General features: G+C 60.9%; 11 protein-coding genes. 10 read left to right on the top strand and 1 reads right to left on the bottom strand.

Annotated features, from left to right (window positions below; all coding sequences use genetic code 11):
• The first annotated feature begins 117 nt into the window (after positions 1 to 117).
• Positions 118 to 1,026, top strand: coding sequence for a LysR family transcriptional regulator (locus tag RLCC275e_RS11850; RefSeq protein WP_033182257.1), 909 nt, complete (start codon positions 118 to 120; stop codon positions 1,024 to 1,026).
• Positions 1,027 to 1,420: 394 nt separating this feature from the next.
• The gene (leuS, locus tag RLCC275e_RS11845) at positions 1,421 to 3,937 is read left to right on the top strand and encodes a leucine--tRNA ligase (protein ID WP_033182258.1); all 2,517 of its coding nucleotides are present in this window, start codon (positions 1,421 to 1,423) and stop codon (positions 3,935 to 3,937) included.
• Positions 3,938 to 3,994: 57 nt separating this feature from the next.
• Here leuS and RLCC275e_RS11840 read toward each other — a convergent pair whose 3' ends face one another.
• Positions 3,995 to 5,038 carry a LacI family transcriptional regulator gene (locus RLCC275e_RS11840; protein ID WP_012757809.1) on the bottom strand — a complete coding sequence of 348 codons (1,044 nt, stop codon included), beginning with the start codon at positions 5,036 to 5,038 and terminating at the stop codon, positions 3,995 to 3,997.
• 454 nt (positions 5,039 to 5,492) lie between these two features.
• Here RLCC275e_RS11840 and RLCC275e_RS11835 point away from each other — a divergent pair, with 454 nt between their 5' ends.
• The 8 genes from RLCC275e_RS11835 (at position 5,493) to mgrA (ending at position 15,671) form a co-directional block, all read left to right on the top strand.
• Complete coding sequence (locus RLCC275e_RS11835; protein WP_033182259.1) at positions 5,493 to 6,728, top strand: ABC transporter substrate-binding protein; 1,236 nt, start codon at positions 5,493 to 5,495, stop codon at positions 6,726 to 6,728.
• Positions 6,729 to 6,911: 183 nt separating this feature from the next.
• The gene (locus RLCC275e_RS11830; RefSeq protein WP_033182260.1) at positions 6,912 to 7,817 is read left to right on the top strand and encodes a carbohydrate ABC transporter permease; all 906 of its coding nucleotides are present in this window, start codon (positions 6,912 to 6,914) and stop codon (positions 7,815 to 7,817) included.
• The gene (locus RLCC275e_RS11825) at positions 7,810 to 8,754 is read left to right on the top strand and encodes a carbohydrate ABC transporter permease (RefSeq protein WP_028741155.1); all 945 of its coding nucleotides are present in this window, start codon (positions 7,810 to 7,812) and stop codon (positions 8,752 to 8,754) included. The genes RLCC275e_RS11830 and RLCC275e_RS11825 overlap by 8 nt, the downstream gene beginning before the upstream one ends.
• Positions 8,755 to 8,758: 4 nt before the next feature.
• Positions 8,759 to 9,850 carry an ABC transporter ATP-binding protein gene (locus RLCC275e_RS11820; protein WP_018074626.1) on the top strand — a complete coding sequence of 364 codons (1,092 nt, stop codon included), beginning with the start codon at positions 8,759 to 8,761 and terminating at the stop codon, positions 9,848 to 9,850.
• A gap of 233 nt (positions 9,851 to 10,083) precedes the next feature.
• Positions 10,084 to 12,543, top strand: a complete 2,460-nt coding sequence (locus RLCC275e_RS11815) for a beta-mannosidase (RefSeq protein ID WP_033182261.1) — start codon at positions 10,084 to 10,086, stop codon at positions 12,541 to 12,543.
• A 37-nt stretch (positions 12,544 to 12,580) separates the two neighbouring features.
• Positions 12,581 to 13,342, top strand: coding sequence for a sugar phosphate isomerase/epimerase family protein (locus RLCC275e_RS11810; protein ID WP_033182262.1), 762 nt, complete (start codon positions 12,581 to 12,583; stop codon positions 13,340 to 13,342).
• Positions 13,343 to 13,351: 9 nt separating this feature from the next.
• A complete protein-coding gene (locus RLCC275e_RS11805) occupies positions 13,352 to 14,485 on the top strand; it encodes a Gfo/Idh/MocA family protein (protein ID WP_033182263.1) in 1,134 nt (377 codons plus the stop codon).
• Between the two features lie 154 nt (positions 14,486 to 14,639).
• Complete coding sequence (mgrA, locus tag RLCC275e_RS11800; RefSeq protein ID WP_003560088.1) at positions 14,640 to 15,671, top strand: L-glyceraldehyde 3-phosphate reductase; 1,032 nt, start codon at positions 14,640 to 14,642, stop codon at positions 15,669 to 15,671.
• Positions 15,672 to 15,683 lie beyond the last annotated feature (12 nt).

Here is a 15,683-nt window from a genome sequence, read left to right as displayed (position 1 = left end):
GAACCGATGCCCCGCTTGCGAATCCAAGGCTAAGGTGCAGTTTTCTTCAGGTCCACTTAATTAAAATAAGTATATAGGTTAGAAATTATGGCCGATTGATCAACTGGAAAAACAGGCTTGGATTTCTTCCGATTGCGCACGCTTCGCGAGCTCTCGCGCCGCGAGACGATGGCGGCGGTGGCCGACGCGCTCGGCATTTCCTCATCGGCCGTTTCCCAGCAGATCGCCCAACTGGAGGACGAAGTTGGAATCGCACTCGTCGAGCGGCGCGGGCGAGGGGTGACGCTGACATTGGCCGGCCGGCGGCTCGTCGTGCATGCCGATCGGATATTCGCCGTCGTCGAGGAAGCCAAGACCGATATTGCCGAGCTGCAGAATATCGTCGCGGGCGACCTCAGGATCGCCGCCCAACCCTCCGCAGCTTCCTCCTTCATTCCTGCCGCAATGCGCCAACTCGCCACCGACCATCCGCATCTCGACATCGTCATGACGACGATGGGGCCTGCCGAAGGCGTGGCGGCACTCCGGGCCTGGCAGGCCGATATCGTCATTGCCGACGACATATCGTTCGATCCGCATACGCTGGAGGGCACGGCCGACACGCTGTTCCTCTGCCGCGACCAGCTCTTCGTGCTTCTGCCCGCTGGCCACAGCCTGGAGAGCGAGCCCGTCATCGAACTCGCACAGCTGAGGGATGAACATTGGGCGCTCGACGTCGCCTCCAGCGCCTATTGCAGGGCCATCCGCCAGGCCTGCCTCGACATCGGTTTCGAGCCCGCTATCAATGGTTTCAGCGACAGTTTCGAAGTCGTGTTCGCGCTTGTCGAAGCCGGATGTTCGATTTCGGTGATGCCCGGGCTGGCGCTTCGAGATTTTGGCGAAAGCCTGACCGTCAAGCCGCTGACGCCATCCACCTACCGGAGCATCTATGCGATTAGCCGGCGCGGCGAGGCGCGTAACCCGAAGATCGCGGCGGTGCTCGATCAGTTGGTGAGGAGTGCGCCGCGGGATTTGAACAGATCCTGATTTTCGCGCGAATGCACTCTTGGCAGGAGCGATCATATCGGGCACTCTTGGTTCATGATTATGGCAACTCAAGCAGCAGACGTTCGCGCACGCGACGCACGACTTACCACCACGGCCTCCTGATCGGAGCCGGGTTAACACTGTCGTTTGCTTTCTCCTTATTTGCCTTGAGCCACCGTCCATGGACACCAAATCTTTTCCAAAGCTACATCGCGCTTTTTTCGTCCGGAGCGTCGCGCAGACGTCCTGCGCCGCAACTCCGCGCGCGCTTCGACTTAGCCGCGGCTGCCGGACGTCACCGGAGCACCGGCAGCCGTAGCTGCTCCTGAACCAAAGAACGCCTCCATTTTTCAGGACGCGCCGCCGCGGAGCCGGCCGGCGCCAGGAGTGATGCATGCCTTATGATCCCAAGATGATCGAACCGAAGTGGCAGGCCTATTGGGCCGAGCACCATACCTTCCGAGCGGAAATCGATCCGGCCAGACCGAAATTCTCCGCACTCGACATGTTCCCATATCCTTCCGGTGCGGGCCTGCATGTCGGCCATCCCCTTGGCTACACCGCCACTGATATAACGTGCCGCTACAAACGCATGCGCGGCTTCAACGTCCTGCATCCGATGGGATGGGACAGTTTCGGCCTGCCGGCGGAGCGCCACGCGATGCGGACTGGTGTGCATCCCGATATCACGACGAAGCGCAATATCGAGACGTTTCGCGGGCAGGTGCAGAGGCTGGGCTTCTCCTATGACTGGAGTCGCGAGTTTGCCACGACCGACCCCGCCTATGTGCGCTGGACGCAGTGGATCTTCCTGAAGCTGTTCGAGAAGGGCCTCGCCTATCAGGCGGAGGTCGCGGTCAACTGGTGCCCGGCCCAGAACGCGGTGCTTGCCGACGAGGAGGTCAAGGACGGGCGTTATGTCGAGACCGGCGATCCCGTCATTCGCCGCAGGATGCGCCAGTGGATGCTGCGCATCACGGCCTATGCCGATCGGCTGCTGCAGGGACTGGACGGCCTCGACTGGCCCGAAAACCTGAAAATCATGCAGCGCAACTGGATCGGACGCTCCGAGGGCGCCGAAATCCGGTTTTCGCTCGAGCACGGCAAAGAGGTCATCACCGTCTTCACGACGCGCCCCGAGACCCTGTTCGGAGCAAGCTATATCGTGCTCGCGCCGGAGCATCCTGCAGTTGCCGCCATCGTCGGGCCGAAAATGCACGAGGCGGTGGCCGCCTATATTGCCGAGGCCGAAGGATTGGAAGAAACGGTGCGGGCCGATACCGGGCGCGAGAAGACGGGCGTCTTCACCGGCGCCTATGCGATCAACCCTGCCAACGGAGCCCGGCTGCCGGTCTGGGTGGCCGATTACGTGCTGGCTGGCTACGGCACCGGCGCCCTGATGGCGGTGCCGGCTCATGACGCGCGCGACTACGCTTTTGCCCATGCGCACGAGCTGCCGATCATTCGCGTGATCGACAGCAAGGACGATAGCGAAAAGGCGGCTTATGAGGGCGAGGGGGCGATGGCCAACTCCGGCTTCCTGGATGACCTGGGCTCGCCGGAGGCGAGATCCGCCATCATCGCCTGGCTGCAGGCGAACGGCGTGGGCTGGCCGAAGGTCATGTACCGCCTGCGCGACTGGCTGTTTTCCCGCCAGCGCTACTGGGGCGAGCCGATCCCGGTGCTGCATCTGGCGGATGGCTCGGTGATGCCGCTGCCTGAGGAATGCCTGCCGCTGCTGCCGCCTGAACTGGACGACTACGCCCCGACGCCAGATGGCGAACCGCCGCTTGCCCGTGCGCATGCCTGGGTCGAAACGATCGTGCCGGGCACCGACATTCCGGCACGGCGGGAGACTAACACGATGCCGCAATGGGCGGGCTCCTGCTGGTATTTTCTCAGATTCCTCGATCCCGGCAACGCCCGCGAACCCGTCGGGCGCGAGGCCGAGCGCTATTGGATGCCGGTCGATCTCTATGTCGGCGGTGCCGAGCATGCGGTCCTGCATCTGCTCTATGCCCGCTTCTGGCACAAGGTTCTTTACGATATCGGGGTCGTTTCGACGGAAGAGCCGTTCCAGCGTCTGTTCAACCAGGGCATGATCCTTGCTCATTCCTACCGCGATACGGCGGGCCGGTACTACGCGCCGTCTTCCGTTGTCGAAGAGGAGGGCAGATGGTTCGCTGGGCCGGTCGAAGTGCAGCGCGCCGTCGAGAAGATGTCGAAGTCGCAGTTGAACGTTGTCAATCCCGACAATGTCGTCGATCAGTTCGGGGCCGACGCCTTGCGCCTGTACGAGATGTTCATGGGACCTCTGGACGCGGCAAAACCCTGGCAGACCGCTGGCGTGATCGGCGTACGTCGGTTTCTGGAGCGTGCTTGGCGTATTGTCTGCGACGAAAGCGACGGACTTTCTCCAGTGGTGCTCGAGGCGGCCCCCAGTCCGCAGCTTCTACGCTTGCGCCACCAGACCGTGAAGATGGTGACGGCGGATATCGAAGCAATTCGCTTCAACACCGCAGTTTCCCGACTGATGGAACTGGCCAACGCACTGACGGCGGAAGCAGCACGTCCACGCGAAGTGGTGGAGACATTCGTGCTGTTGCTCGCACCCTTTGCGCCTCACATCGCGGAGGAGTTATGGAGCAAGCTTGGTCACGGCGGAACACTGACGCGGGTTTCCTGGCCGACCTTCGATCCTGCAATGATCGAGATGGAGATCCGCCAATATATCGTGCAGATCAACGGCAAGGTTCGCCACCGGTTCGAAGCCGCCGCCGATCTCGGCGAGGCGCTGCTTGCAGCGGCGCGATCCGAACCTTCCATCACGGCCTTGCTCGACGGCAAAACGGTGGTCAAGGAAATTCTGGTCCCGGGGCGACTGGTGAATTTCGTCGTCGAAGACCTGTGATGATCCAAAGCCGATCGTCGGGATTTGAGCCCGACGATCCGTTCCCCAGCCGACTGCCTACCTGCCACTCTCCGGCCAGGTCGGCTGGCTAATACTCTGCAGCAGTTCCGGTTCGACGCCGTCGATGCGGGCGATGACGGCTTTGGCCATTTCGCGGCCGGCGTGGCGGACGTCCTCCTGGGCGGTGATGATCTCCGGGCGGATCCAGTTCAGGATCGGTACCGATTGTTTGGAGACCATGTCGAGATCGCGGCCGAGCGCCTTGCCGGCTGCTTCGATGCCGGCATTGACGGCGATTGCAGCACTGCCGGCCGAACAGACGATGCCGTCAGGCGCATTAGCCGAGCGCATCATCACCTCGACGACGTCGCGGATGTCGGCGAGCGGGGCGTCGGTGTTGATGCGCAGCGGCACTTCCTCGGCGCCGTAATCATGCAGGCCGGTCTGGAAGCCGATGCGGATATGGGCGTAGTAAGTGAGCTTGCTCGGCGGCTGCAGTAGGGCGATGCGGCGCCGGCCGCGCTTGACCAGCTTTTCCACCGCCTTATGGGCGAAGGCCTCGTTGTCGAAGTCGTGGAAGGGATGCGTGAGACCCGCATCGGTGCGCCCATGCGTGGCAAAGGGCATGCCGCGCTCGCTCAGCAGCCTTACGCGCGGATCGTCCGGCTCGATGCGTGAGATGATGACGCCGTCGGCCGAACCGGTATCGAGGATATAGCGCACCGGCAGCATTGGGTCCTTGCTGTGCGAATGCGGCGTGATGACGATATGATAGGGCGTGCCGGATAGCACCTCGGAGATGCCGAAGACCATCTGGCTCGAGAAGCCCATGATCTCCTCGTCGATGCTGAGGACGAGGGCGATGACGTTGGTCTTGCCGGTACGGAGGCGCACACCCGCCCTGTTGGGCTGGTAGCCGAGCTGGCGGGCGACCATGCGCACGCGCTCCTTGGTTTCGGCCCCGATATCCGGCGCATCCTTCAGCGCGCGCGACACCGTCGTCACGCCAAGGCCCGTCATGAAGGCGATCGTCTTCAACGTCGGGCGCTCGCGCGCTGCCGGCGTCGATGCCGCGTTCCCAAAATTTCCCTTGTTTTCCATCCCTTTAGGCCGCCCTGCGCGAATTGGTGTCGCTTATAGAGGCTTTTTCCAGCGTCGTAAGCCCGCCGCATGCCAAAATCGCACCTCCCTGAAGAATGCAATCTGTAACGATACAGTAGAAATGTCGAGTGCTTTTTGTTGTGTGCATTGCAACATTGTATGTATAGGTTGAATCGGCAATCCATGCTCTGTTTTATTGCAATTGCGAAGAGACTGAACTGGAAGACTTAATTTATCGTGCAAAATTATGACGCAAATTCAAACTGATAAGTTGGAAACGCATGTGCGAGAACGCCCAGCCTGGTATCGTTTCAGAGGGATGCAGTGCTCCTGATGTAAACAGGCAGAAGTAGCAATTCCGGTTATCACGGAAAAATTTGCCTGCGGGCAGTTGCGTGGAGAAATCGATTGATCTAAGTTTTTCCGGCAACGTTTCAGTGAGGGAGGAGAACTCATGAAAATCCGTATATTGGCGGCCGTACTTACCGCTTCGGTCGCGCTTCCGTTCGGCGCCGCAAATGCCACCGATCTCGAAGTCACGCATTGGTGGACTTCGGGCGGCGAATCAGCTGCCGTCGCCGAACTGGCAAAGGCATTCGACGCTACCGGCAACCACTGGGTCGACGGTGCTATCGCCGGTTCCGGCGGCACTGCCCGTCCGATCATGATCAGCCGCATTACCGGCGGCGACCCAATGGGCGCCACCCAGTTCAACCATGGCCGCCAGGCTGAGGAGCTCGTTCAGGCTGGCCTGATGCGCGACCTGACCGATGTGGCGACCGCCGAGCACTGGAAGGATATCATTCGTCCGTCGAGCCTGCTCGATTCCTGCACCATCGACGGCAAGATCTACTGCGCTCCCGTCAACATCCACTCCTGGCAGTGGCTGTGGCTTTCGAACGCCGCCTTCAAGAAGGCCGGCGTCGAGGTTCCGAAGAACTGGGATGAGTTCGTCGCTGCGGCTCCAGCTCTCGAAAAGGCCGGCATCATTCCGCTCGCCGTCGGCGGTCAGCCGTGGCAGGCGACAGGCGCTTTCGACGTGCTGATGGTTGCGGTCGCCGGCAAGGATACCTTCAACAAGGTCTTCAAGGACAAGGATGCGGAAGTTGCCGCCGGTCCCGAAATCGCCAAGGTGTTCAAGGCGGCCGACGATGCTCGGCGCATGGCCAAAGGCAGCAACGTCCAGGATTGGAACCAGGCCACCAACCTTGTCATCACTGGCAAGGCCGGCGGCCAGATCATGGGCGACTGGGCGCAGGGTGAGTTCGCGCTCGCCGGTCAGACGGCCGGTACCGACTATACCTGCTTGCCGGGCCTCGGCGTGAACGAGATCATCTCGACTGGCGGCGACGCCTTCTACTTCCCGCTGCTGAAGGACGAAGAAAAGTCCAAGGCGCAGGCCGTGCTTGCCAAGACCCTGCTCGATCCCAAGACCCAGGTTGCCTTTAACCTGAAGAAGGGTTCGCTGCCGGTTCGCGGCGACGTCGATCTCGCCGCCGCCAACGACTGCATGAAGAAGGGTCTCGACATCCTGGCCAAGGGCAACGTGATCCAAGGCACCGACCAGCTGCTTTCGGCTGACAGCCAGAAGCAGAAGGAAGACCTCTTCTCCGAATTCTTCGCCAATCCGTCGATGACGCCGGAAGACGCTCAGAAGCGTTTTGCCGGGATCATCGCTTCTGCTGACTGATCAGCAGATTAGCTGCTCTTGCGGTCCGGCTCCCGTGGGGCCGGATCGTTCCGGACGGTCGGTGATGGTCCGGCGGGCGGCGAGGTCTCTCCGGCATCTTCAGCAGGTTTCGGAGGTGGAGACGACAGGCGGCGACTTGCCGATCTGTCACTGGTCGCAGTTGCGATTTGAGGAGAAGTATTCATGACGGGTCAAGCGCGAGCAGGCCGGCCAAACAAGTTACTGCGCAATCTGAATGCGAAGATTGCGTCCATCCCGATGATCCTGACAGCGATGGTGATCTTTGTCGGCGGCACGTTTTGGACGGTCTTTTATTCTTTCACCAATTCCAAGCTCCTTCCGCGGTTGAGTTTTGTCGGATTCGATCAGTACCAGCGCCTCTGGGCGGCACCCCGCTGGGTGACGGCGATCGAGAATCTGGCTATCTACGGCATCCTCTCGCTGATCTTCAGCCTGGTCATCGGTTTCATGCTCGCCGCGCTGATGGACCAGAAGATCCGCTTCGAAAACACCTTCCGCACGATCTTTCTCTATCCCTTCGCGCTGTCCTTCATCGTGACGGGCCTCGTCTGGCAATGGATTCTGAATCCTGATTTCGGCATTCAGGCGGTGGTGCGCTCGATCGGGTGGACGAGTTTCACCTTCAATCCGCTCTATACGCCTGAAATCGTCATCTACGGCATTCTGATCGCGGCGCTGTGGCAGGGAACGGGTCTCGTCATGTGCCTGATGCTTGCCGGCCTGCGTGGGATCGATGAGGACATCTGGAAAGCGGCGCGTGTGGACGGCATTCCGATGTGGAGGACCTATCTCTTCATCGTCATCCCGATGATGCGGCCGGTCTTCATTACGACGATCGTCATCATCGCCTCCGGCATCGTCAAGGTCTACGACCTCGTGGTCGCGCAGACATCGGGCGGACCGGGCATTTCCTCGGAAGTGCCGGCGAAATATGTCTACGATTACATGTTCCAGGCGCAAAACCTGGGGCAGGGCTTTGCTGCCTCGACCATGATGCTCGTCACAGTCGCGATCATTATCGTTCCGTGGGCCTATCTGGAATTCGGCGGAGGGCGCAAGCGTGGCTGATGTAGGAACTCTCAACACCACGGCTGCTGGCATCGACGCCGTCGCGCCGAAACTCGGCGAAGGCCCCAGCGGCCCCCGGCCGCGCCCGGCGGTGTCGGCGCGCAACATCATGCTCTATGGCACACTGACGATCGCAGCGCTCTACTATCTGCTGCCGCTCTATGTGATGGTCGTGACGTCGCTGAAGGGCATGCCGGAAATCCGTCTCGGCAACATCTTTTCTCCGCCGATGGAGATCACCTTCGAACCCTGGGTGAAAGCCTGGGCGCAGGCCTGCACCGGCCTCAACTGCGATGGCCTGTCGCGCGGCTTCTGGAATTCGGTGCGCATCACGGTGCCGTCGGTCATCATCTCGATCGCGATTGCCTCGGTGAACGGTTATGCGCTGGCAAACTGGCGCTTCAGAGGATCCGAGCTTTTCTTCTCGATCCTCATCGTCGGCGCATTTATTCCCTATCAGGTGATGATCTATCCGATCGTCATCATCCTGCGCGAAATCGGCATCTACGGCACGCTGACCGGCCTCGTCGCCGTGCATTCGATCTTCGGCATGCCGATCCTGACGCTGCTCTTCCGCAACTATTTCGTGTCGCTGCCGGAGGAACTGTTCAAGGCGGCGCGTGTCGACGGTGCGGGCTTCTGGCAGATCTTCCTGCGGATCATGCTGCCGATGTCGCTGCCGATCTTCGTCGTCGCGATGATCCTGCAGGTGACCGGCATCTGGAACGACTTCCTGTTCGGCGTGGTCTTCACCCGGCCGGATACCTATCCGATGACCGTGCAGCTCAACAACATCGTCAATTCCGTCCAGGGCGTGAAGGAATACAACGTCAACATGGCGGCAACGATCCTCACCGGTCTCGTGCCGCTCATCGTCTACTTCGTGTCGGGACGGCTGTTCGTCCGTGGCATCGCCGCCGGCGCAGTGAAGGGTTGATCTCATGAATATGAATGCAAGCGTCTCCATCAAGGATCTGTCGCTGAACTTCGGCGCGGTGAGCGTGCTGAAGGATCTCAACCTCGACATCAATGACGGCGAATTCCTCGTGCTGCTCGGCTCGTCCGGTTGCGGCAAGTCGACCTTGCTAAATTGCATCGCCGGCCTGCTCGATGCCTCGGAAGGGCAGATCTTCATCAAGGGCAAGAATGTTACCTGGGAAGAGCCGAAGGACCGCGGCATCGGCATGGTGTTCCAGTCCTATGCGCTCTATCCGCAGATGACCGTCGAGAAGAACCTGTCCTTCGGTCTTCGCGTCGCTAAGGTGCCGCAGGCAGAGATCGACAAGCGGGTGGCGCGTGCCTCCGAAATCCTGCAGATTCAGCCGCTCCTGAAGCGCAAGCCGGCCGAGCTCTCCGGTGGCCAACGCCAGCGCGTGGCGATCGGCCGGGCACTGGTGCGCGACGTCGACGTCTTCCTGTTCGATGAGCCGCTATCCAACCTCGACGCCAAACTCCGCTCGGAGCTGCGTGTCGAGATCAAGCGGCTGCACCAGTCGCTGAAGAACACGATGATCTACGTCACCCATGATCAGATCGAGGCGCTGACGCTTGCCGACCGGATCGCCATCATGAAGAGCGGCATCATCCAGCAGCTCGACGATCCGACGACGATCTACAACAGGCCGCGCAATCTGTTCGTCGCCGGCTTCATCGGCTCGCCGTCGATGAATTTCCTGCACGGCGAGCTGGTCAAATCAGGCGACGGCATTGCCTTTTCGGCCAACGGCGTCATTTTCTCGCTCGCTGCCTACGACGCTAGCGAAACGCTGCAGCCCGGCCGCAAGGTGGTGCTCGGCGTTCGTCCAGAACACATCAAGGTCAACGAGAATACCGGCGGCGAAGAACATGACGCCACCGTCGATATCGAGGAGCCGATGGGCGCGGACAATCTGCTGTGGCTGAAACATGCCGGTCACACGATGTCGGTACGTGTCAACGGCGCACGCCGCTTCAACGTCGGAGCCAAGGTGAAGCTCAGCTTCGACATGACGGTCGCCTCGGTCTTCGATGCCGAAAGCGAGCTGCGTCTTTAGAAGGTTCTGCGGGCGGCGGCGAATTCGGCGAGAGGGCCTACCCCACTCTCCGTCATCCTCGGCCTTGTGCCGAGGATCCATGCCGGTTGCTGCTGGTGGATGCGGTGTGGATCCTCGGGTCAAGCCCGAGGATGACGGAGAGTGAGGCGGGCGGTAGGAGCCCTGACGAACGACAGCTACCGGACGACGACCAAACGCCGTCTCTTTCAAAATCATAAATCGGAAACGATATCGTGACGCATCGATCAACTACTCCCAACATCGACCTTTCCGGTTCGTGGCAGCTCGCCTCCGTCGACGGCGAGATCGGCACCGCGATCATGCTGCCGGGCGACGTGCACACGGCCCTTCACCGGGCAGGATTGATCCCCGATCCCTATTTCGGCCGCAATGAGGAAAAGGTGCAGTGGGTCGCCGAGCGCGAATGGGCGGTCGAGCGCAGCTTCACGCTTCAGGAGGTCGAGGGCGACTGGTATCTCGATATCGACTATCTCGACACGGTCGCCAGCATCCACGTCAACGGCTTCCTGGCGCTCGAAGCCGACAACAGCTTCCGCCGCTACCGGCCCGATGTCTCCAGCATGCTGAAATCAGGCGACAACAGCATCCGCATCGTCTTTGCCTCCAACATCGCCGTCGGCGCTGCGCGACAGAAGCAGCAGCCGTTCTACATTCCCTACAGCACCGGTAATTCGCCAATCCCCGACGGCAACATGCTGCGCAAGCCACAATGCCATTTCGGCTGGGACTGGAACATCGCCATTGCCCCGCTCGGCCTTTACGGGACGATCGCGCTGAAGAAGCTCGAAACCGCGCGCATCGAACATGTGGTCACCCGCCAGACCCACAATAATGACGGCTCGGTCGATCTCAAAGTGACGGCGACGCTGTTTTCCAAGGGGCCAGACATTGCCCAGGTCTATTTCGAGCTCGACGGCGAGCGCGTGCGCCTGGATGTCGACGTCAATGGCGAGACGCATGTCAACCACCTCTTCCATATCGACAATCCACGCCTCTGGTGGCCCTCCGGCAGCGGTGAGCAGGCGCTCTACAGCCTATCCGTCGAATTGCCGACGGATGAGGTGACCAAGCAGATCGGTCTTCGCACTATCGAGCTGATCACCACGCCGGATGCGTCAGGCAGCCGCTTCACTTTCAAGGTCAATGGCCGCGAGATCTTCTGCCGCGGCGCCAACTGGATCCCGGCCGACGCGCTGTTTTCGCTGTCTTCGCCTGAGAAGACCGAGGATCTGCTGCTATCGGCCAAAGCCGCCAACATGAACATGATCCGCGTCTGGGGCGGCGGCTTCTATGAGCAGGATTATTTCTACGATCTCTGCGACCGGCTGGGCCTCATGGTCTGGCAGGATTTCATGTTCGCCTGCAACCTCTACCCCTCGACCGAGGACTTTCTCGACAATGTGACGATCGAGGTCGATTACCAGGTACGCCGGCTCTCCTCGCATGCCTCGATCGTGCTCTGGTGCGGCGACAATGAGCTGGTCGGAGCGCTCACCTGGTTCGAGGAATCGAGAAAGGATCGCGACCGCTATCTTGTCTCCTATGATCGCCTCAACCGCACCATCGAGCAGGCGGTGAAAAAGGCGCTGCCCGGCGCGCTCTGGTGGCCGTCGAGCCCGGCGTCCGGCTATCTCGACTTCGGCGATGCCTGGCATGCTGACGGATCCGGCGACATGCATTACTGGTCGGTCTGGCACGAGAACAAGTCGTTCGACAATTACCGCTCGGTGCGTCCACGCTTCTGCTCGGAATTCGGCTTCCAGTCCTATACCTCCCTGCCTGTGATCAGGACCTATGCCGAGGACAAGGACATGAACGTCGCTTCCCCCGTCATGGAGCTGCACCAGAAGAATGCCGGCGGCAACGAGCGCATCGCCGGCACGATGTTCCGTTATTTCCGCTTCCCCAAGGATTTTCCGAACTTCGTCTATCTCTCCCAGATCCAGCAGGGGCTGGCGATCAAGACAGCGGTGGAATACTGGCGGTCGCTCAAACCCCATTGCATGGGCACGATCTACTGGCAGCTCAACGACACCTGGCCGGTCGCATCCTGGTCGAGCCTCGATTATGGCGGCCGCTGGAAGGCGATGCACTACCTCGTCAAGCGCTTCTTCCAGCCGGTCGCGGTCGCTGCCATTCCTTCCGATGACGGAAAGACGATCCGCTTCTCGCTGGTCAACGACACGCTTGCCGATGTCCGCGTTGATCTTGCAGTCTCGATCCTGACGGTAAAGGGCGAACGCCGGCACCTGAAGGACGTGCAGGCCGTGTGTTCGCCGGATGCGGCCGTCACTGCGACGAGCATCGACGTCTCCGATATTCCCGAGGGAACGCTGCTTGCCTGGCACTTCACCGCGTCGAACGGCACGGGCGGCGAGGGGCATTACGTCAACGGCACCTATAAGGCGCTGGAGCTGGAGCCCGCGGGGCTTGCTGTCATCCACGAATATGTCGAGGAGAATGGCTCCGTCGACATCAACGTCACCGCTAGGGGACTTGCGCTCTTCGTGATGATCGAGACCGAGACGGACGGCAAATATTCCGACAATGCCTTCGATCTCGCGGCCGGCGAGAGCCGCCGCATCACCTTTACCCCGGCACGGCCGCTTGATCGTGGCGCGCTTCCGGAGTTCCGGTTCTACGAACTGTATTCCTGCCAGTCGGCGGATTGATCTTGCAAGAATGGGCACGAGGCCCAAGGAGAACATGATGACGAAACTCAGCTACCAGCTCTATAGCGCCCGCAACTTCCAGCCTTATTCTGTGATTTTCGAAAAGCTCGGCAAAGCGGGCTATGCCGAAGTCGAAGGCTTCGGCGGTATCTATGCCGATCTCGACGATGCCGGGCTGAAGAGCCTTCGCGCTGAGCTCGACAAGAATGGCCTGGTCATGGCGAGCGGCCATTTCAGCCCCGATTTCCTCGAGAAGGAGGTCGAGAAGTCGCTGAACATTGCCAAGATCCTCGGCATGGATTCCATCTATGCGCCGCATCTGGCGGCCGAGGAACGCCCGTCCGACGCTGCCGGCTGGGTCGCCTTCGGCAAGCGCCTGCAGGAAATCAGCAAGCCCTACAAGGCTGCCGGCTACGAATTCGGCTGGCACAATCATGATTTCGAATTCTTCAAGCTGCAGGATGGCTCGCGGCCGATCGAGCACATCTTTGAAGGCGCGCCCGACATTTCCTGGGAAGCCGATATCGCCTGGGTGATCCGCGGCGGCGGCGATCCCTTCGCCTGGATCGAGAAGCTCGGACCGCGCATCACCGCTGTGCATGTCAAGGACATCGCACCGGCCGGCGAGGCGACGGATGAGAGCGGCTGGGCCGATGTCGGTCATGGCAAGGTCGAGTGGGCCAGGCTGATGACGGCGTTGCGCGCCACCAAGGCCAAGCACTACGTCGTCGAACACGACAACCCGAATGACATCGACCGCAATATCAGCCGTTCGATCGCATCCTTCCAGACCTACTGAGGCTTCACCATGACCAGGGAACTTGGCGTCGGCATCATCGGATGCGGCAACATCTCCACCACTTACTTCTCACTGGCACCGCTCTTCAAGGGGCTAAAGGTGCTGGCCTGCGCCGATATCAACGCGCAGGCGGCCGAGGCGCGCGCCAAGGAATATGGCGTCAAAGCGCAGACGATCGACGAGCTTCTCGTCAATGACGAGATCGACGTCGTCGTCAACCTGACGATACCGGATGCGCATTTCCGGGTATCGAAGGCGATCCTCGAGGCCGGAAAACACGTCTATTCCGAAAAGCCGCTGGTGCTTTCGCTTGAAGAGGGCGAGGAGCTTCGCCGCATCGCCAAGCAGAAGAACCTTGCCGTCGGCTGCGCGCCCGACACTTTCCTCGGCGGCGCCCATCAGCTCGCCCGCAAGTTCATCGACGACGGCGGCATCGGCCGGATAACCTCGGGCGCCTGCTACGTGATGAGCCCGGGCATGGAGATGTGGCATCCGAACCCGGATTTCTTCTTCCTGCCGGGCGGCGGCCCGATCCTCGATCTCGGCCCCTATTACATCGCCAACCTGATCAACCTGATCGGTCCGGTGAAGCGCGTCGGCGGCATGACCTCGATGGCGTCGCCCACCCGCACGATCACCAGCGAGCCGCGCAATGGCGAGATCATCCCGGTCAAGACGCCGACGACGATCCAGGCGCTGCTCGAATTCGTCAACGGTGCCACGGTGACGCTGACGGCGAGCTGGGATGTGTGGTCGCACCGCCATGCCAATATGGAGCTCTACGGCACCGACGGCTCGCTCTACGTGCCGGACCCGAACTTCTTCGGCGGCGTCGTCGAGGCCAGCGGCCGCGACAAGGACATCAAGCCGCTCGATGCCTGGGAGCATCCATTCGGCAAGATCAACCAGGAAAGTCCGAACGGGTCGCGCGCCAATTACCGCACCGCCGGGCTTGCCGACATGGCGATGTCGCTGATCGAGGGCCGCGATGCGCGCTGCTCGCTCGACCGCACGCTGCACGGCGTCGACGTCATGACCTCGATCCTGAAGTCGGGCGAAGAGGGTCGTTTCATCGACCTGACCACAACCTGCACGCAACCGGCTGCTCTGGGCATCGAAGAAGCGCAGGCGCTTTTGAAGTGATAAGAAGATGCAACGGGATCTCACTGGATCCCGAGGCATCCCGCCAGAACCGTCATCCTCGGCCTTGTGCCGAGGATCTGCAAACAAGATGGCAGATGCTCGGCACAGGGCCGAGCATGACGACTAGACAGATATTTTTATCAAGGAGAGTCTCATGAGCTGGCAACCGGCCGCAGACCGTTATTCGAAAATGAAATATAACCGCACGGGCCGTTCCGGCCTGAAGCTGCCGGCCGTCTCGCTCGGCCTTTGGCACAATTTCGGCGGCGACACGCCGCATGACCGCAAAATCGATATGTGCCGCACGGCCTTCGACCTCGGCATCACCCATTTCGACCTCGCCAACAATTACGGCCCGCCTGCCGGCAGTGCCGAGACCGCCTTCGGTGAAATCATGCGCACCGAATTCGTCGGGCTTCGCGACGAGCTGATCATTTCCTCCAAGGCCGGCTACGACATGTGGCCCGGCCCTTACGGTGAATGGGGCAGCCGCAAGTATCTGATCGCCTCCTGCGACCAAAGCCTGAAGCGCATGGGCCTCGATTATGTCGACATCTTCTATTCGCACCGCTTCGACCCGGAAACGCCATTGGAAGAGACCTGCGGCGCGCTCGACCATATCGTCCGTTCCGGCCGGGCACTCTATGTCGGCATTTCCTCCTATAATTCGCAGCGCTCGCGCGAAGCTGCAAAGATCCTGAAGGATCTCGGCACGCCGTGCCTGATCCACCAGCCGAGCTATTCGATGCTCAACCGCTGGGTCGAGGACGACAGGCTGCTCGATACGCTGGATGAGGTCGGCATGGGCTCGATCGTCTTCTCGCCACTCGCCCAGGGCATGCTGACGACGAAATATCTCGGCGGCATTCCCGAAGACAGCCGAGCGGCGCAGAACCACTTTCTCAAGCGCGACTACATCCGCCCTTCAATCATCGACAATATCCGCAAGCTCAACGAGATCGCCGAAAGGCGCGGCCAGACGTTGGCGCAGATGGCGATCGCCTGGGTACTGCGCGGTGGCCGTGTGACGTCGGCGCTGATCGGCGCCAGCCGCTCGTCGCAGATCGTCGATTGCGTCAAGGCGCTCGACAATCTCGAATTCAGTGTCGAGGAGCTTGCCGAGATCGACGTCTATGCCCGCGAGGCCGACATCAACCTCTGGGCAAAGTCCGCCGAACGCGAATAGTCACATCAGGCC

Origin of the sequence: Rhizobium brockwellii, from assembly GCF_000769405.2 — a bacterium.
GTDB lineage: Bacteria > Pseudomonadota > Alphaproteobacteria > Rhizobiales > Rhizobiaceae > Rhizobium > Rhizobium brockwellii.
The sequence above is the reverse complement of the archived record's forward strand: the minus strand, read 5'-3'. Positions and strand labels throughout refer to the sequence as shown.

Bases quoted from the DNA above. Each gene is read 5' to 3' on its own strand.
- leuS (WP_033182258.1), top strand. From the start codon at position 1,421: ATGCCTTATGATCCCAAGATGATCGAACCGAAGTGGCAGGCCTATTGG.
- RLCC275e_RS11840 (WP_012757809.1), bottom strand. From the start codon at position 5,038: ATGGAAAACAAGGGAAATTTTGGGAACGCGGCATCGACGCCGGCAGCG.
- RLCC275e_RS11835 (WP_033182259.1), top strand. From the start codon at position 5,493: ATGAAAATCCGTATATTGGCGGCCGTACTTACCGCTTCGGTCGCGCTT.
- RLCC275e_RS11830 (WP_033182260.1), top strand. From the start codon at position 6,912: ATGACGGGTCAAGCGCGAGCAGGCCGGCCAAACAAGTTACTGCGCAAT.
- RLCC275e_RS11820 (WP_018074626.1), top strand. From the start codon at position 8,759: ATGAATATGAATGCAAGCGTCTCCATCAAGGATCTGTCGCTGAACTTC.
- RLCC275e_RS11810 (WP_033182262.1), top strand. From the start codon at position 12,581: ATGACGAAACTCAGCTACCAGCTCTATAGCGCCCGCAACTTCCAGCCT.
- RLCC275e_RS11805 (WP_033182263.1), top strand. From the start codon at position 13,352: ATGACCAGGGAACTTGGCGTCGGCATCATCGGATGCGGCAACATCTCC.
- mgrA (WP_003560088.1), top strand. From the start codon at position 14,640: ATGAGCTGGCAACCGGCCGCAGACCGTTATTCGAAAATGAAATATAAC.